Source organism: Nocardia higoensis, from assembly GCF_015477835.1.
Classification (GTDB): Bacteria; Actinomycetota; Actinomycetes; order Mycobacteriales; family Mycobacteriaceae; genus Nocardia; species Nocardia higoensis_A.
Genome location: NZ_JADLQN010000001.1, coordinates 968,857 through 987,294 on the forward strand (window position 1 = coordinate 968,857; position 18,438 = coordinate 987,294).

The following is an 18,438-nucleotide window of genomic DNA, read 5'->3' on the forward strand; positions in this document are numbered from 1 at the left end:
ACCATGTGATATTCGAAAGTACCGAATACTTAGAGTATTCCCATGGCCGAGATGACCCCACCGATCAGTCGCCGCCGCCGAGAGACCCGTCGGCGACTGATCGAAGCCGCGCTCGAGGTCTTCGCCGAGCGCGGCTTCGGCAGCAGCACGGTGGATCAGGTGTGCGAACGAGCCGGGTTCACCAAGGGGGCCTTCTACTCCAACTTCGCGGCGTTGGACGAACTGTTCCTGGCAGTGTGGGAACAGCGCTCGGCGCAGATGCTCGCCGACGTCGAAGCACTGCTGGCCGGTCGAATGCACTCGCGGGTCGTTTCGATCCGCGACATCGTCGAACAGGTGCTCCAGACGATTCCCGTCGACGACAAGTGGTATCGCCTCACGGCCGAATTCACCGCCCATTCCCTGCGTAACCCGGCGCTCAAGCGGGTGGTCGCCGCCCGCGAAGAGGCCATCCTCGCCACGCTGATGCCCCTGCTCGAGCAGCTTGTCGCTCAATTGGGGCGCGAAGTCATCGACGCCGCGCGGTTCGGTCCCGCATTGGTCGCCGTTCACGACGGCACGACCGTGCAATGCCTCATCGACTCCGATACCGACGCCGCGCGAGCCCGCCGGGCCGACTTGTTCGTCCTGCTCGTCGAGCACCACACCAGAGAGATCCGTTCCTGACCGACACCGCAGCCGATGACCTCGTGGTCGGCGCGGTCCTCGCGGGGGCCGACATCGCCGATTCGCTCATGCCGGTCGGTCGAGGCGACGCAATTCGCTGAGCACCATCCGAACGACCTGCGGGACAGCGGCGGCGACCGGGGCGGACAGCCCGACGCCCAGGTCCAGGGATGCCGCTTCGACGGCGAGGACGACGAGTTCGCGTGGCACACGGTCGAGGGCGCGTCCCAACAGCAGCGCGTCCGGGATGCCCAGTGCGTGCGAGCTCGTGGGATAGGTGCCCCCGGGCAGGGCATCGACGGTGGTGCGCCAGATCCGGCCCGGCGTGGAGGGTTCGCACAGCACCGCGTCGACGACGACGGCGAGGTCGGCGCCGGTCCAGGCGTCCAGCAGACCGGCAGGCTCACCGTCGCACACCGTCACCACGACCTCGGGCAGATCGAGTGCGGCTATGGCGCGAGCCACGTGCGGGCCGACGCCGTCGTCGCTGCGGTACTCGTTGCCCACGGCGACGACAGCGACGCGTCGCGGGCTCATCGACGAACCATCTGCAGGTCGAGGAAGTGCGCCGAGCAGGAGATGCACGGGTCGTAATTGCGGATCGTGCGTTCGCACAGAGCGGTGAGCGCGGCATCGTCGAGGTCGAGACCGGCCGCGACGGTTCGGCGCAGGTCGTCTTCGATCACGGCCTGGTTCTGCGATGTCGGCGGAATGATCGTCGCGGAGCCGACGAGGCCGTCGGGCCCGATCTCGTAACGGTGGTAGAGCAGCCCCCGCGGCGCTTCGCTGACGCCGTGGCCCACCCCGGCGCGCGGCGGCGCCGGCACCGCCGGGCGCGGCGGAACGACGTAGCCCGCGATCAGTCGCAGCGCCTCGTCGAGGGCGTAGACGACTTCGACAGCGCGGACCAGGATGCTGCGGAACGGGTTTCGGCACTCGTCACCGAGACCGATGTCGGCGGCGAGCTGGCGAGCGAGCGGTGAGAGCTGCCGGGAGTTCAGCGTGTAGCGGGCCAACGGGCCGGTGAGGTAGGGCGCCCCGTCGAGCAGCGCGTGCAGCGCGGTGGAATGCGGCACCTGCCGCTCGACCACATGTGCCGGGAACTCCGCTGCCGGGAACCGGAGTCCGGTGCTGGTGCGCACGTCGCCGGATTCGACGGCGTATCGGTGCGGTTCGACGGCGGCGAGCATCGGGTGGTCGAGTTCCACGTCGGGGAAGTCGAAGCCGGCGACTCGGCGTGCGGTGTCGATGGCGTCGTCGAGGGCGCGGCGCAACTGCTCGGCGAGCGAGATCAGCTCGGCGCGCGCCGGAACGGCGTAGAACCCGCCGACCCGCACGTTGATGGGATGGATCGCCCGGCCGCCGAGGAGTTCCATCAGGCTGTTGCCCGCCTTCTTCACCGCCAAGCCCTGCTCGACGAGGTCACGATGCCGCGCGGCGAGCGCGATCGCGTCGGGATATCCGTAGAAGTCGGGGATGTGCAGCAGATGGATGTGTAGCGAATGGCTCGATATCCACTCGCCGCAATACAACAGTCGGCGCAGGTCGGCCAGCGGTGGATCCAGTGCGATCCCGCACGCCTGCTCGATGGCGTTGCAGGCGCTGACCTGGTACGCCACCGGGCAGATACCGCAGATGCGCGAGGTGATGTCCGGTGGCTCGGTGTAGGCGCGACCGCGCAGAAAGGCCTCGAAGAAGCGCGGCGGCTCGTAGATGTTCAGTTCGGCGCGTTCGACCGTCGTGCCGTCGACGGTGATCCGCAGGGCGCCTTCGCCTTCCACTCGCGCGAGCGAGCTGACCTTCAGCTGCCTACTCCGATGGCTCATCGTGGTCCCTTTCCGCGAAGTCCGGCTCGGCAGCGGCGAAAGTGGTGAACACACGGTCGATCTCGCCCTGCGACATGCCGTTGACGCGCAGAATGGGCAGCAGGGCACGCACATTCGGCTTCGCCATCGGCCCGAAACAGCCGAAGCAGCCGCGGTGGTAGGCCGGGCACAGGGCGCCGCATCCGGCCTGGGTGACGGGGCCGAGGCAAGGTACCCCGTCGGCGACCATGATGCAGGTGGTTCCGCGACGTTTGCATTCGGTGCACACGCTGGTGTTCGGGATGTCGGGCTCGCGGCCGGCGAGCAGTGCGGTCAGGGTGTCCAGCAGCTGACGACGGTCGATCGGGCAGCCACGCAGTTCGAAATCCACCGGCACGTGCTCGGAGATGGCGGTGGAGGTCGCGAGCGTGGAGATGTATTGCGGGTCGGCGTAGACCACGGAGGTGAATTCGGCGACGTCGGCGAAGTTGCGCAACGCTTGTATCCCCCCGTGGGTGGCGCACGCCCCGATCGCGACCAGTCGCCGGGACTGCCGGCGAATCTCCATGATTCGTTCCCGCTCCTGAGGTGTGGTGACCGAGCCCTCCACCAACGACACGTCGTAGGGGCCGGGCTCCACCGCGCTGGAGGCCTCCAGGAAATGGGCGATCCGTATCCGACCTGCGAGGGCCAGCAACTCGTCCTCACAGTCGAGGAGCGTGAGCTGGCAGCCGTCGCAGGAGGTGAACTTCCACACCGCCAGTGTCGGGGTGGACATCACAGCTCCCGCACGGCCAGCAGGGGACCGGCCACACCGTAGTCCACGATCGGACCGTCTCGGCAGAGCAGCAGCGGACCGAGCTGGCAGTGCCCGCAACGGCCGATGCCACACTGCATGTTCCGTTCCAGGGAGACCCGGATGTCGGTCACGGACAGTCCACGGCGCAGCAAGGCCTGTGCGCAGAAGCGCATCATCGGCTCGGGACCACACAGGAACGCCGTGCTGTTTCCCGGGGCGAGCCCGAGCTGGTCGATCGGGTCGGAGACGAAGCCCACCGCCCCGGTCCAGCTCGATGTGGGATGGTCCACGGTGCGGTGCAATTCGACCTCGTCGGAGGCTGCCCAGCGGTCCTGGTCGCGGCGGAAGAGGATGTCGGCCGGGGTCCTGGCGCCGGTGAGCACGATGACACGGCGGTATGCGCCGCGGTTTCCGAGCGCCGCGAGCACCACCGAACGCAATGGAGCCAGACCGACCCCGCCACCGATGACGACCAGATCACGTCCCGTCGCCGATTCCACGTCCCACCCGGTCCCGAACGGGCCGCGCACGCCGATCAGTCCGCCGATGGGCGTATCGGCCAGGGCACGGCTCACCGCACCGACCGCGCGGATGGTGTGTTCGAGAATCCCGCCCCCGCCGGTGGGGTCTGCGCTGATCGAGATCGCGACTTCGCCCACGCCGTAGCGGTAGAGCATCATGAACTGGCCGGCTCGGAACGGCGGCGCGGCACGCTCGAGAGGCTCGAGCACCAGGGTGGTGGTGTCGGCTGTCTGCGGTGCGCGGCCGGTGACCCGATACCGGAGCATGGTTTCGGTACTCACGGTCGGCTTTCTTCCCGGCCGGTTCGGTCGGTGCGCTCGGGGGAGGGGGGATCGTCGCCAGGGTTGCGGTAGAGATCGAGCAGTCGAGCGCGGGTGGCCTGCAGCCGATCCAGCAGCGCAGCGAAGAGTGTCGAGATCAGGGCGAATCCGAATCCGGGGTCTGCCTGCGCGGCCTCGAGCAACCGGGCGGCGTCGAATTCGACGGCCTCGACGCGTTCGGCCGCCCGCGCGCCGAAATGCCACTGCTGTGGCGGCACCAGCCAGGACCAGCCGAGCAGATCGCCCTTGCCGAGGGATTGGATCACCACATCGCCCCGGCCGGGCACCCGCGCGTCCAGCAGTATCCGTCCGGAGCGGATCAGCCAGCACCGGTCGGCCGATTGTCCTTCCACGAGAACTCGCTGCCCGGCCCGGAAGGACACCTCGTGCCCGATCGCGGCGAGCACCGCCAGGTTCGCTCGGCTCAGCGGTGCCAGCCGAGGGAAAGCAGCCAGCTCGTCAACGGAGGGCATCGTGGGTGACTTCGCCGGACAGTGCCGCGAGAGCGGCCACTTCCTCGGTCAGATCGATCGCGGCCGGGCACCAGGCGATGCATCTTCCGCACCCCACGCACCCGGAGGTGCCGAACTGGTCGTACCAGGTACTCAGCTTGTGGGTGATCCACTGCCGATATCGGCTTTCGCCCGACTGCCGCACGCTGCCGCCGTGCAGGTAGGAGAAGTCCAGTTCGTAACACGACGCCCACTTCTCCCAGCGTTCGGCGTGTTCGCCGGTCACGTCGGTGACGTCCTCGACCGAGGTGCAGAAGCACGTCGGGCACACCATCGTGCAGTTGCCGCAGGTGAAGCAGCGACTCGCCACATCCTGCCAGTGGGGGGACTCGCGGGAATCGCGCAGCAGGGCGCGCAGGTCGACCTCCGGCATGACGCGGCCCATGCGGTCCGCCGCCGCCGACACCTGTGTGCGTGCCGCGTCGATCTGCGCGGTGGTCGCCGAGGCTCGCGGTGTCACCTCGGAGAGAATGCGGGCGCCGTCGTCGCTGCCCACATCGACGACGAACCGATGCCCGTCCTCGCCCACCTGCTCGGTCAGGGCGAGGTCGTAGCCCGGTGACACCGACGGGCCGGTGCCCATGGACGCACAGAAGCACACGCCGCCGGGCTCGGTGCAGTTCACCGCGACGACGAACAGCCCACGGCGGCGGGCGGGGGGAGCAGCCGGACGGGTCCCCCCGTCGAGTACGCGGCCGAGGACCGAGATCGCGGCGAGATCACACCCGCGCACACCCAGGAACGCATACGGTTTCGGCGCCTCGTCGGGCGGGTCGGCGGCGTGTTCGTCGACCAGGTCCGCGGTGAGGTCGGCGATCTTGCGGCGCGGCGGGTGCAGGAAGGTCTTCCAGGAGCCGGGCCCGGCCGAATGCGCGAAAACCGCTCCATCGTCACGACGACGCACCCGATAGCGGCCGGGTTCGGCCTCCACGCCCCATCCGTCGGGCAGTGCCATCCCCGACGCCAGCTCGTCCAGGACGATCGCGCCGTCACGAAGTTGCGGCCCGATGACCCGATATCCCTGCTCAGCAAGTACTTCCACCAGCCGGTTCAAGCCGGTGCGGTCGATGATCTCGCTGTCGCCAGGAATCATGCTGTCCTCGGTTCGTCGGAGGGAGCTATCGATCCGCTACCAGTCTGGTTCGTCCGTCGAGCGCACCGGCAGGGGCTAAAGTCCTCAGACCGGAGTCCGAGAGCCGCCGTCCTCCATCACCGCAGGTCTGCCCGTCGACGGCCGCTGCCGCCGCCGCTGACGGTGATCGGCTCGACCGACCGCGCCCGGCGCGGGACAGGGGTGATACCGGACGACGAACGGCGGCTGTCGCAACCCTGTAGCGGAGGCAACCGGAAGGCGATTTCTTCTGGCGGCTGATCGTCTGGTACACCCGGCACAATTCCGCGAAGAAGGGCGTGACCTCGAGGCGCTACACCCACCACATCGACACCGCCACCACCGCGACCGGATGCCCAGCCACCCGACCAGCCGGTTGATTCCGTGCCCGTGTTCGGCACGCTCGGCGTGTTCCTGTGACCGGAACGCTCACGGACTTCGCGGGGGAGCGCAGTCGTGGGTGGTGGCCTCCGCCAATTCGGCGAGTACGGCCGCCACATCGTGCTCGGGTCCGAAGGCGCGCCGCTGCCGCGTCGCACCGTTGCCGCGGGCCGCCAACGCATCCGCCGCCTCGGCGACGAATTCCCGGTCGCCGAATTCGCAGAGCGCCGGGCCGATCAGATCGAGCAGTTCGCCGAACAGCTCACGTGCGGGCAGCACCCGCCCGTCCGCCGGCGCCAACGCATCGCCGTCCATCCCGCTGTAGGCCGCCTTCCAGTACGCCGCGCGCAGCAGCTCCGCGGGCACGTTCGGCGCGGCGCGCCCTTCGGCGATGGCGTGACGGGCGGTATGTACGGTCGCGCGCACCAGCGCCGCGAGGAGTGCGGTCTCGTCGGCGGTGGCGGGCACGTCACTGACCCGCACCTCGACGGTCGGAAAGGCGACCGATGGCCGGACATCCCAATAGACCATCTTCTCGTCCAGGATGATGCCGCTGGTGAGCATCATCCGCACCATGGCGTCGTAGGCCTGAGCCGAGCCGAAATACGGCGGCGGTCCCGCGCTCGGCCAGCGCCGCCACAGGATGCTGCGCCAACTGGAGTACCCGGTGTCGGCCTCGCGGTAGATCGCGGAATTCGCGGTGAGGGCCAGGAATGTCGGCAACCAGGGGCGCAGGTGATCGCTCACCCGTACCGCGGTCTCACGATCCGGCACCGAGACATGCACATGGCAGCCACACAGGCCCTGTTCATGTGCGAGCATGCCGAAGTTCTCGGCAATGGCCCGGTAGCGCGGGGTGTCGGTGACCGGGAAGTCCTCGGGCACAGTCGGCGGAATCGCCACGGCCAGCAATCGCGCGTCGTTCACCTGCGCGCATCGCGCCACCAGCCACCGCTGCTCCCGCAACTGCCCGAGCAGGTCGGTGATGCTCGAATGCACGTCGGTGCTGGTCTCCACCTGACAGCGGGTCAGCTCCAACTGCAGGTCCACCCCCTGTTCCCGCATTGTCCGAGCCACCGCCTCGTTGCGCGCGGTAGGGGCGCCGGTGCCCGGGTCGACGAGCAGGAACTCTTCTTCGACTCCGACCGTCGGCATGTCCATGCCCGCTGGTTAACCCGCCGCGCGCCGGTCAATCGCGCCGGTTACGGACCTCAGGGCGCGTCCAGGACGCTCACCGGAACCCCATAGGGCAGGAACCGCACCCGGCGGCGCGCATCGGTGTTGTCGCGGTGCGCGCGCAGGGCCTCGAGCTCGCTGGGAAAGACCTGATCCACCCTGGCCTCGCCGGCGTCGTCGATGCTGTAGATCGCCCAGACCCCGCTGCCGGTCGCACCGGCGGTCTCACCCTCGGGTTCCGGCGGACGTGGCCGCTGCGGCTGGATGAACTGCCCGAGCAGCGCGGCCAGGGAACCGACACCGGCGTTGTCCACCCGATCCAGGTAGCCACCGGCTTTCCCGATCATGTCGCGCAGCTCGGTTCCCGCTTCACGAAGCGCGCGTTCGAAATCCTCCGGGTCGATACCGAAAGGCCCGTTGGCCGTCATCGCATGTGCTCCTGTTCTCGGCTCACACCACGGTGAAGTTGCCCGCGTCGTGTAGCGCGCGCTGGATCTCCTCGGCCCCGGGATCGTGACCGGCGTCGATCTTCACCGTGGACAGACCTTTGATATCGAGGTCCACACTCACGTTACCGACGTCCGGGAGAGCCGAGAGCGCTTTCTCGACCGTCGCGGCACAACCCTGGCAGTGCAGACCATCAACCGAGTACGTGAATTCGGACATGACTCTCCCATCAATGGCGAATCGAACGATTCCGATTCGGGGGGACAGACGATTACCGCGTATCTCCCACAGTACTGCGGTCACCGTGCCGATGCTCCGGACGCATCGACGGGAAAGAGCGCATAATCGAAGACGGAAAGGTTTGTCGTGCGAGCGATACAGGGTTTGATCGATTTCGTGGTGGGAATTGTGACGGCTGTGCTCGGCACGGTGGTCTCAGTGCTCGCGGCCGTGGTGTGGATTCTCGGCGCGGTGCTGTGCGCGACGATTCTCCTGATTCCGCTCGGACTGCCCGTCATCAGGCTCGGCAGCCGTCTGTTCGGCCTCGCCCGACAGCTGATGCACCTCCCCTGACACACACCTCCGCGGCCCTGTGCGGGGCCTCCGGGTAGCGCGGATCCGGTGCGACGGCACACCGTGGGAATCGTCCGGACAGCCTCCTGGTCGCGCTCGACCCGCACGGGCACCGCCGCGGCACGCCGACGATTCGGTACCGTTCGGGGGCCGGTCCCACACGGTGGGGCGGCTTCCGCACATTCGGATTGTTGGAGGTTCTGGTGGCTGGTGGTCTCGTCGCCCTGTTGGACGACGTCGCGGTACTCGCGAAGGCAGCCGCGGCGTCGATCGACGACATCGGCGCGGCAGCGGGCAAAGCCAGCGTCAAGGCAGCGGGTGTCGTGGTCGACGACACCGCCGTCACCCCCCGCTACGTCCACGGATTCACGCCGGATCGGGAACTGCCGATCATCCGCAAGATCGCGGTCGGCTCGATCCGCAACAAGCTGCTGATCATCCTGCCTGTCGCGATGATCCTCAGTCAGTTCCTGCCTCAGGCGTTACCGTATCTGCTCATCGCCGGTGGCCTGTACCTCTGCTACGAGGGCGCCGAGAAGGTCTACGAAGCAGTGACCGGCGGCCACCACGACGAGGAAGTCACCGCCACCGAGGCCGGTCCCGAATTCGAGAAGTCCATGATCTCCGGTGCGATCCGCACCGATCTGATCCTCTCGGCGGAGATCATGGTGATCTCCCTGTCCTCGGTCGAAAACGAACCCTTCCTCACCCGCCTGGGAGTGCTGATCGTCGTCGCCCTCCTGATCACCGCGCTGGTCTACGGCGTCGTCGCCCTGATCGTGAAGATGGACGACGTCGGCCTGTCACTCGCGCTGCGTAAGGCATCGTTCAGCAGGCATCTCGGTCGTGGACTCGTCGCAGCCATGCCCAAGGTGCTGTCGCTGCTCACCACGGTGGGTATCGCCGCGATGCTGTGGGTGGGCGGCCACATCCTCATCGTCAATGTCGGCGAGGCCGGATTCCATTGGCCGGCCGATCGACTGCACGATCTCGAACACTGGTTCGGCGAGCTGGCGCACGGCGGCGTCGGCGGTCTGCTGTCGTGGACATCGGGGACCGTGGCGTCCGCACTGGTCGGTCTCGCCCTCGGCGCGATCGTGGTGGCGATCATGCATCTGATTCCGAGAAACAAGAACAGCACGGCCGCGCATTGAGCGCGGCACCGTCGGCGAAGCGGTGCGGCGGATTTCAGGACTTTCGTGTGTGCGTGGTGTCGAGGGCGCGCAACTGGTCGGGGACGACCGCGCGCAGGACCGCCAGCGAGGCGGTGACGGCGAGATCGCACGCCGCGTCGATGTCCGAGCCGTCGACGATGACCGCCCGGTAGGCGACGTCGAGGCTGATTCCGAGCAGCATGGTGGCAAGGGTGTCGGCGCCGCTGCCGATGGGAGTTCCGCGTTCGGCGTAGTTGGCGCGCAGTTCCTCGGCGATGCGGGGTTCGAGAGCGGCCGACAGCTGTCGCCCGGGATGGGCGTCGTCGTAGCGATTGTCGAGCAGGACGCGGAATCCGCGGGGGTGGCGGCGGGCGTAATCGAACAGTGGTCTGTCGCGAGAGCGTCCAAAACTACTGCACCGATGGCCGCGGCAGGTATTGCGAGACCGTGATCGGCTTCATTATGGCGCCCCTCTACGCCGCGTTGTTGTTCGTGTTCTTCCTCTTTCTCACCCACCGAAAGGTGAAGCGCCGCTATCTGCGGCGGGCCCGGTCCGATCCCCGAGATCTCGTCCCCACGGTCGGCAGCGTCCTGGGCGACGTAGTGGGCCGCAATCAGTAGTGCAAGGTACTGATCGACAACATGAGCCGTCCGGGAAAGCGGCGCCCTCAGATCCTGATCGGTGCGGTCGGAGTGGGTAAGACGGCGGTCTTGGTCAAGGTCGTCGAGATGCTCGCGCAAAGCGGCAAGATCCCGGTGGTGCTTCGCCTGCGCGACCTCCAGACCGATAGCGACTTCCTCAGTGTCGCGCGCCAACGGTTCGGCGAGCAGATCGACAACGACATCCGCTCCGCGGGAGAAGCCGACCGGGTCTGGCGGCGGCTGCGCGCCCAGGACAAGATCGTGGTACTCGGGGACGACGAGCAGGAGTTCGGAACCCCGGACGCCATCGACCGCGCCGAACTGAGGGTCTGGTTGCTCGACGAATGGAAAGATGCCCTCATCGAGGGCTATGAACACCAGGACTATGTGCTGGACCGGCCCTGTCGCAAAGCGACCATCGAGGTCCTCCCAGCATTGGCTTGCATCGGCCTCGAGCAAGACCGACTGGAGGTCCGGTTCGAGGATCTCGTAGGGCAACCGCGCATACAGGACTTCGATACCGGCAGATCAAAGGCGCCGTTCCGCGACGAACCACGGCACCGCGAGGTGGTCGAGAAGCTCCGCGAAAACTTGAAGGAAAATGGTCACCCGGAACTCTATGACGACCTCGGCATGGCGGCCACTATGGGGGCGGAGCTCGGAGTGGTCGAGGCATACGACGATCGGGTCCGGTTCAGGCACAGCCTCATTCAGGCATACCTCGGCTCCGGCTACCTTGACGAGGCATTGCAGGACGATCGCTACAAACAGGAAGCTTTCTACGACCCCGGACGCGAATTCTTGATGGCGCTGGTCTTCCACTCCCGGTCTACCAGTCCGGCGGGATCGAACGGCACCCCGGATGCGAACGAGGTGGTGGAAAAGCTGAAAAACAGGATCCCTGTCGACTTCACCAAAGTTTCGCCAGGGGATCGCAGGAGTATGAGGAGATCTGGGGAGAACTCGACTCCTGGATAGATCGAATCGAGCACCTGGACGACCACGACCATCCACAGATTTCGCTGGAGATCGCACTGGCGCAGGGCTTCAAGCACGCCGCCAACCGGCGCGAACAGTACCCTTCCGCCCGCCATGCGCCGACCTCGTTCATCGTGAAAGCGGAGGAGGCGCTGAAACGCTCCAGCTATCGGTTCAGTCAGCTCACGTTGATCCAAGCGCTGACCCTCTGCTCGCTGCCCAATGATCCCGAGGAACCCCTTGCCGACCGCGGCCACGGCTCGGACCCGGAAACACTTGGACAGCGATGGATCCAACTCGCCGGCAGCGAGTGCAGGCGTAGCCATGCGCTCCGGCCGGGAACAGCGCCCCACCCCTTCGTAAGGGCGGCTGCCGAGCTGTGCGCCCTGGCGCTCACCGCCCGGACCTGCCGCCGTGCATCACCAGCGACCGTAGCGTGCTCGATCCGGAGCGGACTGTGGGGTCCACACTCGGTGCAGAGCCGGGATCGAACTGCCTCGATGAATGTCTTTTCAACCTGTGCCCGTATCCGGCGATGGGCGCGCCACGCTCGAGGGCAGAGCTCAACGAGGGCTTCTGCCTCCAACAGGTCTTGCTGGCCCGGAGCCCGGCGCCGTGGCAAGAGCTTCACCACCGCCAACTGAAGCAGTTCTGGGAGCTGATGGCCCAGCGGGTACGCCCGAAGTCTCCGGACAGCGCCGGTGACTGGCCGAATCGTCTTGCCCACCGAAGATTCAAGTCTTCCAGAAGCCGGCATATCTGAACACGAACGATGCGTGGCAGGGGCCCCAAGGCCGTACTACACCACGGTGTCCTCCCGCGCGCTGAGATGGCCGTTGTTCGGGTGGACAATAGGAAGATGCACCTGCACGAGACGCTGCCCGGGTCGGGAAGAGGTCTGAGCAGAGCCGAACTGCTCGCCGCGATATCGCTGGCGATCGACCTGGGCCTGGGACAGCCGATGGAACACATGCTTCGGTCGTCCTTGATCGCGATGCGGATCGCCGAGCGCATGGGGCTCGACCCGCAACAGCAGACGACCATGTACTACGTCAACCTGGTCGGGTGGATCGGTTGTCATGCCGACTCCCGCGAACTCTCGGTGCTCTTCGGCGACGACATCGCCTTCCGGGCCGACACCTACACGGTGGACAGGGCCGGTCTGCCGTTCCTGCGGCTGATGACGAGTCATGTCGGACGCGGTTTGCCGGTCTGGGAGCGCGGTATCCGTGCCGCTACCTTTCTGATCACGGCTCGCAATCAGGTCGCCACACTGATCCGGTCGCATTGCACTTCCGCCGGGGTTCTCTGCGACCGGATGGGCTTGGACGAGGAGGTCGGAAAAGCGCTGGCCTTCGTTTTCGAACGCTGGGACGGCCGAGGGCTGCCCCACGGTGCTCGCGGAGCGGATATCCCGGTCGAGATCCACATCGCGCAAGTCGCGGACGTGATCGAGGTGCACCTGCGGAGGGGTGGGCTCGAGCACGCGAAGGATGTTCTCCGTTCTCGGCGCGGCAGTCAGTTCGACCCGACCGTAGCGGCGGTGTTCGAACGCGACGCGGCGGCGATCGTGGGCGGTCTGCTCGACATCGATGTCTGGACAGCAGCATTGGCCCGGGCGCCGGATCGTGATCGAACCCTGACGGCCGAGGAGAGCGACGAACTGCTCGAGGCCATGGCTGATTTCGTCGATCTCAAATCGCCTTTCGCTCTGGGGCATTCGCGTGGCGTCGCGAATCTGGTGGCCGGCGCGGCCCGGCACCTGGGCATGTCGCCGTCGGAGATCACCCATCTCTACCGCGCCGGTCTGCTGCACGGCCTCGGCAAAATGGGAGTGCCCAATCGGATCTGGGAGAAGAAAGGGACGCTCACCACGGCTGAATGGGAACGGGTACGGATGTATCCGGATCTGAGCGGCCGGATACTGAGTCGAGTCAACGGCTTGGAGCCGGTGGTCCCTCTGGTGATGAAGCATCGCGAACGGATCGACGGATCCGGTTTCCCCCGCAGGATCGCAGGCGCGGAGTTGACCACGCAGGACCGGTTGCTCGCCACTGCGGACGCCTATCAGCGACTGCGCGAACCGCGACCCTACCGGCAACCACTCGATCCTCGCAGCGCCGCCGACCGGCTGCGAGCAGCGGCGCATGCCGGATGTTTCGACGCCGAGTCGACTGCGGCCGTGCTCGCGGTGGCCGACCCGCGGACCTCGCGACGGAAGCCCTGGCCTGCCGGGCTGACCGACCGCGAGGTCGAGATTCTGCGACTCGTCGCGCAGGGCCGATCGAACAGAGAGATCGCCGCCGAACTGTTCATCGCCGAGAAGACGGCCCGTAACCACGTCGAACGCGTCTACGCCAAGCTCGGCGTCAACAACCGCACGCAGGCCAGTCTGGCCGCGATCGATCGGGGTCTGGTGGGCTCGCCGACTGTGGGGAAGTGAAGCATCCGCTGCACCGGTCATCTGTCGCGCGGTCATCACGAGGAGGCCGTGAGGTGCTTCACCGACGGGATGCGCCGGGCCGGGAGCGCCGGTCCAAGACCCATATCGTGGCCAGCACGAGGCCGACGGCAAACGCGGCGAGCGTGATGAGACCGGCGCCGGCACCTCCGTGGAAGGCGTCGCCATACGGGGACATGGCAGGCAGCGTCGCGGTGTACCGCTCGAGATCCAGGTCGCGACCCAACGCCTCGAATGCGTGGCGGTTGGACAGGCCGAGGCTCATCAGCCGTCCCGGGAAGGCCATGTCGTCGACAGGGACTATGGCCCCACCGAACAGGACCTGGGGGAAGCAGAGCATCGGCAGGGCGAGGGCGGCCTGCGCGGCGTTGGAGACCGCGGCCGAGGCGAGCAATCCGAGGGCCAGTGCCGAGGTCGCCTCGATCACGATCGTCACGAACAGCAGGACGGACACATCCCATCCGACGGCAGGGAGCCGACCGAGCGCCCGCAGCACACCGAGGAGCAGCGCGCTCACTGCGGCCAGCACCGGAAGCAGCGCTGTCACCTTGGCGACTACATAGGCGCCGACACCGAGCCCGGCCAGGCGCTCCCGCCGGAAGACGGCCATCTCCCCGACGATCTGGAGCAGGCCGTAGGTGAGGCCGAAGAAGAATCCGGCGAACGCGATCCAGAACACGATCTGGACCGGCGCGAGGTCGGCTTCGTTACGCGGTTCGAACGCGTCTCGCTGGAACAGCATCGCCATCATCGCCGTGACCAGCACCGGTGAGCCGAGCAGGACCGCCAGTGTCAACCGGCTGCGAAGGAGAACATCGATATTGCGTCGGGTGAGCAGCCACCATTGCCGGATCACGCCTGTGCGCTCGAGGTCGGGACAGGTGGCGGGGATGGGCCGTGGAGGCCGGCCGGGCCGGGTTGTCGGCTGTTCGACGCTGTCCGCGAATCGCTGCGCCCAGATCCGAGGGGTGTCCTCACGTGCCAGCCGCTCGTACACCTCGGGGAGATCCTCGACGCCGAAGTGGCGCCGAGCCTCGGTCGGGCTGCCGATGAAGGCCAGGTGGCCGTCGCGCGCCAGAAATATCACCCGGTCACACCGGTCGATTCCGGTCGGCTCATGCGTGGTGAGTACGACGGTGACACCGCGTCGGCTGAGTCGGCGCAGCAGGCGCATCACCTCGGCCGAGGTCGAGGGATCGAGCCCGGAGGTGGGTTCGTCCAGGAAGAACAGGCGTGGTCGGGTCAGCAACTCGACGGCGATACTCGCCCGCTTGCGCTGGCCGCCGGAGAGCGCACGGACCGGCACGTCTGCTCGATCAGCCAGGTCGAGGTCCTGCATGGTCTCTTCGACCACCCGGTCCGCCTCGGCCGCCGACGTGCCCGCGGGCAGCCACAGCCGCGCGGCGTAGCGCAGTGTGCGGCGCAGGGGCATCTCGACGTGGATGATGTCCTCCTGTGGTACGTAGCCGATACGCGAATCGGCGCCGACCCGGGCTCCGCGCACCACGCCGTCGTGCCGGACATCCCCGGCTGTCGGTGGTTGCAGTCCGGCGAGGATCTCCAGCAGTGTGCTCTTTCCTGCTCCGCTGCCGCCGGCGATGGCGACCAACTCGCCCGGTCCGACCGACAACGACAACTCCTGGAGAATCGTCTGCGTCCCAACCCGCCGGCTCACCTGGTCGGCATCTATTCGCCCGCCGTCCGGCACTCGGGGCGGGTGATCCGAGGTGCACGTAGCGAACTTTTCGACGGGCGCTGGCCCGACTGCCGATTCGGCCATGACCGGTGATCTCTGTGGTTGCTGAACTCGCTTCGTCATGCCCTGATCATCGGTCCGCCGCCGCCACGGTCGCATGAGGCGTTTGCCTCAAATCGCGGCCGCAGCCGCACCGTGCACGTCGCGGTTTCCACGCGGGCACGGCGGGTAAGGGAGCAAAACCACGACGGAACCAGGAGCGAATGATGGGTGAGCAGGAGTTCCGCAAAGGCGATCGCGTCGAATGGAGCAGTCACGGCAGCACCGCCGAGGGTGAGGTGGAAGAAGTCATCACCTCCGACACCGAGGCGGCCGGCCGGACCGTGCGGGCGTCGAAGGACGAACCGCAATATCGGGTGCGCAGCGACAAGAGTGGACGCGACGCCGTCCACAGAGCTTCCGCCCTCCGCAGACGCGACAGTTGACGTCGAGGGCAGTTCAGCCGATTCGGTCGACACCGCCGCCGGGGCGCGACTTCCACCGCGCCATCCGCGAGCTTCGCGATGGGCAGATCGACACGACCACCCGCGACACCATGATTCAGACCAGCGGTTTGCCCAGCGCGCGCCGCCGGCGCATGTCCGCCAGATGTTTGTCCAGCGGGTAGCGCCGCCACCGCTCGGGTCCGGCTCGCAAGACGGTGCCGATAACGCGCATGAGCGCTTCGAAGGCACGCTGCCGACGCGGCCCCCAGTCCAGCCCGAGTTCGTCGCGGAAGCGCTGCGGCAGGAAACCAGTGGTGAAGAAGCGGTTGATCCGCCGGAATGCCAGCTGCTGCGTTCGGCTGTAGGGACCGAGGTCGATCACCTGGTCGAGCAGGTAGGCCTTGACCTCGTTGTCGATCGAGATCTCCGACGTCGCCGACTCCCAGTAGTCGGCGAACGCCGCCCGATCGGCGGGCCACAGCTGGGGCGGCATCTGCAGCGTCGTGCCGAACCTGGCGGACTCCCGGTACAACTCGTCGGCGAGGGCGGAGTCGAGCGGACCATAGAGGTAGGTCAGCGAATCGAGGGTGCCCTGATATATGCAGGCGGCGCCCCACAGTTGCAGCCTCGGATCGAAGGCGTTGTACTTCACCGGGCTGTCGGGACCCGAGCGGACGTGCCGGTGCGAGCGGTTGGTCGCCTCGCGGTAGGCCGCACGCTCGTCGTCGGTTCCCCACATGGCCACCGCCAGGTAGGTCAGCGTGGTGCGGCCGCGTTTGCGCGGGTGCCGGTCGAACCGCCCGCTCTCCACGGTGCTCTCCACCACCCCGCGCCCCACCGCGGCATTGCTCAGCTGCATGATCACGTTCGCCGGCCCGCCCAGCAGGGCGCCCGGGCCGGCCAGGAACTCCTTGTGGGGAGTCGCGCCGATCGGTTCGGCCGTCCGTTGGTGCACCACAGTGCCTCCTGTGAGATAATGAGAGATATCTAGCATACTTCTCTCATCCCGTTTCGGCGAGTGTCACCGGCATCCTCGGGACAACGCACAGTGGCGGACGGTCGGCCGGACTCGGAACGGAGCTCACCGCGCAGGTCGCGGCGACGCGGACCGGCCCCGTACATCCGACAGTCTGATACGAATGTGGACACGAGCGCATTCGTGTCGCACACCACTACCGATGAGGTATGTCATGGACTTCGCATCGTCCGACCAGGCGCAGCACTATCTCGACCTCTTGAACCGCTTCGTCGACGAGCGCGTCGCGCCCGCCGAACCGATCTATCTCGAGCAGCGCCGCACCCTCGCCGAGCAGGGCGATCCGCACGCTGTGCCGCCGGTCGTAGAGGAACTCAAGCAAGCCGCGCGCGAGCGAGGGCTGTGGAATCTGTTCCTGCCCGACTCCACCGCACCCGCCCACGGCCTGTCGGTACTCGACTACGCGCCCCTGGCCGAACGCAGCGGGTGGTATCCGGACCTGCTGCCCGAGGTGCTCAACTGCAGCGCCCCCGACACCGGCAATATGGAGCTGCTGCATCTGTTCGCCACCCCCGACCAGCGCGCGCGCTGGCTGGACCCGCTGCTGGCGGGGGAGATCCGCAGCGCCTTCGCGATGACGGAGCCGGACGTGGCCAGCAGTGACGCCACCAATATCGCCACGTCGATCGTCCGCGACGGCGAGCACTACGTGATCAACGGACGCAAGTGGTGGACCACCGGAGCGCTGGACCCGCGCTGCGAGGTGTTGATCGTGATGGGCGTGACCGATCAGGAGGCGGCGCCGAGCCGCAGGCAGTCGTTCGTGCTGGTCCCCATCGACACGCCCGGCGTGGAAGTGGTGCGCGATCTGAGCGTCTTCGGCTACGCGGAGCGGCAGGGGCACGGTGAGCTCGTCTTCCGGGACGTCCGCGTGCCGGTGAGCAATCTGCTCGGCGAGGAAGGCGCGGGTTTCGCGATGGCGCAGGCCAGACTCGGGCCCGGGCGGATCCACCACTGCATGCGCGCGATCGGGATGGCCGAACGGGCGATCGCGTTGATGCGCACCCGCGCCAAGGAGCGGGTCGCGTTCGGCGGGCCGCTGTCGAGCCGGGGCGTGGTGCAGCAGTGGCTGGCCGAATCCAGGATCTCCGTGGAGCAGGCGCGGCTGCTGGTGTTGAAGACCGCGTGGCTGATCGACAACCACGGATCCCGGGCCGCTCGCACGGAGATCGCCGCGATCAAGGTCGTGGTGCCGCGGGCGGTGTGCGCGATACTCGACACCGCGATCCAATTGCACGGCGGGGCGGGGGTCGGCCCGGACACCCCGCTGCCGATGCTCTGGGCGGGAGCGCGCACCCTGCGTATCGCCGACGGGCCCGACGAGGTCCACCTGCGCACGATCGCGCGCGCGGAGTTGAAGCGATGACCAAAGGTCCGGACGGCTCGCCTCCGGTGGGGCCGGCCGGTGTCGACGAGCGGGCAGCTACCTCGAACGGCAGTTGAAGCGATGGAACCGGCAGCTCACCGCGGGCGGCATCACCACCAGGCCGGTGTGGGAAGTCCACGAACTGCTCTCCCGGCACATTCCCGCCGAACGCTGGACCGGCCTGGTGCACGGCGACTTCCGCCCGGGCAATCCGCTGATCAGCGGCGACGGACAGGTACAGGCCGTCTCGCCGATATCGACGACCTCTCCCGGCGGCCGGCACAGCCGGCCGACATGGCACGCGCGGT

The 18,438-nt window shown here is 67.4% G+C and carries 20 protein-coding genes and 1 pseudogene; 9 read left to right on the plus strand and 12 right to left on the minus strand.

Going from position 1 to position 18,438, the window contains the following annotated elements; all coding sequences use genetic code 11:
- Positions 1-42: 42 nt before the first annotated feature.
- On the plus strand, positions 43-666 hold the full coding sequence (locus IU449_RS04425; protein ID WP_195000656.1) for a TetR/AcrR family transcriptional regulator: 624 nt from the start codon (positions 43-45) through the stop codon (positions 664-666).
- Positions 667-732: 66 nt separating this feature from the next.
- Here the strand turns inward: IU449_RS04425 and IU449_RS04430 are convergent, their stop codons facing one another.
- The 9 genes from IU449_RS04430 to IU449_RS04470 form a co-directional block, all read right to left on the minus strand.
- Entirely contained in the window at positions 733-1,203 is a 471-nt protein-coding gene (locus IU449_RS04430) for a hydrogenase maturation protease (RefSeq protein ID WP_195000657.1), read from the minus strand.
- Positions 1,200-2,492 carry a Ni/Fe hydrogenase subunit alpha gene (locus IU449_RS04435; protein WP_195000658.1) on the minus strand — a complete coding sequence of 431 codons (1,293 nt, stop codon included), beginning with the start codon at positions 2,490-2,492 and terminating at the stop codon, positions 1,200-1,202. The genes IU449_RS04430 and IU449_RS04435 overlap by 4 nt, the downstream gene beginning before the upstream one ends.
- Positions 2,476-3,249, minus strand: coding sequence for an oxidoreductase (locus IU449_RS04440; protein WP_195000659.1), 774 nt, complete (start codon positions 3,247-3,249; stop codon positions 2,476-2,478). The genes IU449_RS04435 and IU449_RS04440 overlap by 17 nt, the downstream gene beginning before the upstream one ends.
- Positions 3,249-4,058 (minus strand): FAD/NAD(P)-binding protein, encoded by an 810-nt coding sequence (locus IU449_RS04445; RefSeq protein ID WP_195002314.1) that lies wholly within the window; start codon positions 4,056-4,058, stop codon positions 3,249-3,251. The genes IU449_RS04440 and IU449_RS04445 overlap by 1 nt, the downstream gene beginning before the upstream one ends.
- Before the next feature lie 11 nt (positions 4,059-4,069).
- A complete protein-coding gene (locus IU449_RS04450) occupies positions 4,070-4,585 on the minus strand; it encodes a Crp/Fnr family transcriptional regulator (protein WP_195000660.1) in 516 nt (171 codons plus the stop codon).
- Positions 4,572-5,717: a 4Fe-4S dicluster domain-containing protein gene (locus IU449_RS04455; protein ID WP_195000661.1), complete on the minus strand. Its 1,146-nt coding sequence runs from the start codon at positions 5,715-5,717 to the stop codon at positions 4,572-4,574. Before IU449_RS04455 ends, IU449_RS04450 begins: the two co-directional genes overlap by 14 nt.
- Positions 5,718-6,164: 447 nt before the next feature.
- Positions 6,165-7,277 (minus strand): glutamate--cysteine ligase, encoded by a 1,113-nt coding sequence (locus tag IU449_RS04460; RefSeq protein ID WP_195000662.1) that lies wholly within the window; start codon positions 7,275-7,277, stop codon positions 6,165-6,167.
- Positions 7,278-7,327: 50 nt separating this feature from the next.
- Positions 7,328-7,720, minus strand: a complete 393-nt coding sequence (locus tag IU449_RS04465) for a hypothetical protein (protein ID WP_195000663.1) — start codon at positions 7,718-7,720, stop codon at positions 7,328-7,330.
- A 22-nt stretch (positions 7,721-7,742) separates the two neighbouring features.
- Entirely contained in the window at positions 7,743-7,958 is a 216-nt protein-coding gene (locus IU449_RS04470) for a heavy-metal-associated domain-containing protein (RefSeq protein WP_195000664.1), read from the minus strand.
- 165 nt (positions 7,959-8,123) lie between these two features.
- Here IU449_RS04470 and IU449_RS04475 point away from each other — a divergent pair, with 165 nt between their 5' ends.
- Complete coding sequence (locus tag IU449_RS04475; protein ID WP_228803699.1) at positions 8,124-8,312, plus strand: hypothetical protein; 189 nt, start codon at positions 8,124-8,126, stop codon at positions 8,310-8,312.
- Positions 8,313-8,515: 203 nt separating this feature from the next.
- The gene (locus tag IU449_RS04480) at positions 8,516-9,466 is read left to right on the plus strand and encodes a DUF808 domain-containing protein (RefSeq protein WP_195000666.1); all 951 of its coding nucleotides are present in this window, start codon (positions 8,516-8,518) and stop codon (positions 9,464-9,466) included.
- 34 nt (positions 9,467-9,500) lie between these two features.
- Here the strand turns inward: IU449_RS04480 and IU449_RS29620 are convergent, their stop codons facing one another.
- Complete coding sequence (locus tag IU449_RS29620; RefSeq protein WP_195000667.1) at positions 9,501-9,668, minus strand: hypothetical protein; 168 nt, start codon at positions 9,666-9,668, stop codon at positions 9,501-9,503.
- Between the two features lie 245 nt (positions 9,669-9,913).
- Between IU449_RS29620 and IU449_RS04490 the strand changes: the two genes are divergently transcribed.
- The 3 genes from IU449_RS04490 (at position 9,914) to IU449_RS04500 (ending at position 13,529) form a co-directional block, all read left to right on the plus strand.
- Positions 9,914-10,087, plus strand: coding sequence for a hypothetical protein (locus IU449_RS04490; RefSeq protein WP_195000668.1), 174 nt, complete (start codon positions 9,914-9,916; stop codon positions 10,085-10,087).
- A gap of 21 nt (positions 10,088-10,108) precedes the next feature.
- The gene (locus tag IU449_RS04495) at positions 10,109-11,086 is read left to right on the plus strand and encodes a hypothetical protein (protein WP_195000669.1); all 978 of its coding nucleotides are present in this window, start codon (positions 10,109-10,111) and stop codon (positions 11,084-11,086) included.
- A gap of 859 nt (positions 11,087-11,945) precedes the next feature.
- A complete protein-coding gene (locus IU449_RS04500; protein ID WP_195000670.1) occupies positions 11,946-13,529 on the plus strand; it encodes an HD domain-containing phosphohydrolase in 1,584 nt (527 codons plus the stop codon).
- A gap of 58 nt (positions 13,530-13,587) precedes the next feature.
- On the opposite strand, the gene IU449_RS04505 is transcribed toward IU449_RS04500, so the two are convergent.
- Positions 13,588-15,366 (minus strand): ATP-binding cassette domain-containing protein, encoded by a 1,779-nt coding sequence (locus tag IU449_RS04505; protein ID WP_416382097.1) that lies wholly within the window; start codon positions 15,364-15,366, stop codon positions 13,588-13,590.
- Between the two features lie 143 nt (positions 15,367-15,509).
- On the opposite strand from IU449_RS04505, the gene IU449_RS04510 reads away from it, so the two are divergent.
- Positions 15,510-15,728: a DUF2945 domain-containing protein gene (locus tag IU449_RS04510; RefSeq protein ID WP_195000672.1), complete on the plus strand. Its 219-nt coding sequence runs from the start codon at positions 15,510-15,512 to the stop codon at positions 15,726-15,728.
- 115 nt (positions 15,729-15,843) lie between these two features.
- Here the strand turns inward: IU449_RS04510 and IU449_RS04515 are convergent, their stop codons facing one another.
- A complete protein-coding gene (locus IU449_RS04515) occupies positions 15,844-16,683 on the minus strand; it encodes an oxygenase MpaB family protein (protein WP_324188089.1) in 840 nt (279 codons plus the stop codon).
- Positions 16,684-16,918: 235 nt separating this feature from the next.
- Between IU449_RS04515 and IU449_RS04520 the strand changes: the two genes are divergently transcribed.
- Both IU449_RS04520 and IU449_RS04525 read left to right on the plus strand, forming a co-directional pair.
- Entirely contained in the window at positions 16,919-18,130 is a 1,212-nt protein-coding gene (locus IU449_RS04520) for an acyl-CoA dehydrogenase family protein (RefSeq protein WP_195000674.1), read from the plus strand.
- Positions 18,131-18,188: 58 nt separating this feature from the next.
- A pseudogene (locus IU449_RS04525) lies at positions 18,189-18,365 on the plus strand (phosphotransferase); the annotation flags it as partial.
- Positions 18,366-18,438: the final 73 nt, after the last annotated feature.

What these genes read in the sequence shown, in the direction of transcription:
- IU449_RS04425 (WP_195000656.1), top strand. Translation starts at nt 43, where the DNA reads ATGGCCGAGATGACCCCACCGATCAGTCGCCGCCGCCGAGAGACCCGT.
- IU449_RS04430 (WP_195000657.1), bottom strand. Translation starts at nt 1,203, where the DNA reads ATGAGCCCGCGACGCGTCGCTGTCGTCGCCGTGGGCAACGAGTACCGC.
- IU449_RS04435 (WP_195000658.1), bottom strand. Translation starts at nt 2,492, where the DNA reads ATGAGCCATCGGAGTAGGCAGCTGAAGGTCAGCTCGCTCGCGCGAGTG.
- IU449_RS04440 (WP_195000659.1), bottom strand. Translation starts at nt 3,249, where the DNA reads ATGTCCACCCCGACACTGGCGGTGTGGAAGTTCACCTCCTGCGACGGC.
- IU449_RS04445 (WP_195002314.1), bottom strand. Translation starts at nt 4,058, where the DNA reads ATGCTCCGGTATCGGGTCACCGGCCGCGCACCGCAGACAGCCGACACC.
- IU449_RS04450 (WP_195000660.1), bottom strand. Translation starts at nt 4,585, where the DNA reads ATGCCCTCCGTTGACGAGCTGGCTGCTTTCCCTCGGCTGGCACCGCTG.
- IU449_RS04455 (WP_195000661.1), bottom strand. Translation starts at nt 5,717, where the DNA reads ATGATTCCTGGCGACAGCGAGATCATCGACCGCACCGGCTTGAACCGG.
- IU449_RS04460 (WP_195000662.1), bottom strand. Translation starts at nt 7,277, where the DNA reads ATGGACATGCCGACGGTCGGAGTCGAAGAAGAGTTCCTGCTCGTCGAC.
- IU449_RS04465 (WP_195000663.1), bottom strand. Translation starts at nt 7,720, where the DNA reads ATGACGGCCAACGGGCCTTTCGGTATCGACCCGGAGGATTTCGAACGC.
- IU449_RS04470 (WP_195000664.1), bottom strand. Translation starts at nt 7,958, where the DNA reads ATGTCCGAATTCACGTACTCGGTTGATGGTCTGCACTGCCAGGGTTGT.
- IU449_RS29620 (WP_195000667.1), bottom strand. Translation starts at nt 9,668, where the DNA reads ATGCTGCTCGGAATCAGCCTCGACGTCGCCTACCGGGCGGTCATCGTC.
- IU449_RS04495 (WP_195000669.1), top strand. Translation starts at nt 10,109, where the DNA reads ATGAGCCGTCCGGGAAAGCGGCGCCCTCAGATCCTGATCGGTGCGGTC.
- IU449_RS04500 (WP_195000670.1), top strand. Translation starts at nt 11,946, where the DNA reads ATGCACCTGCACGAGACGCTGCCCGGGTCGGGAAGAGGTCTGAGCAGA.
- IU449_RS04505 (WP_416382097.1), bottom strand. Translation starts at nt 15,366, where the DNA reads ATGACGAAGCGAGTTCAGCAACCACAGAGATCACCGGTCATGGCCGAA.
- IU449_RS04510 (WP_195000672.1), top strand. Translation starts at nt 15,510, where the DNA reads ATGGGTGAGCAGGAGTTCCGCAAAGGCGATCGCGTCGAATGGAGCAGT.
- IU449_RS04520 (WP_195000674.1), top strand. Translation starts at nt 16,919, where the DNA reads ATGGACTTCGCATCGTCCGACCAGGCGCAGCACTATCTCGACCTCTTG.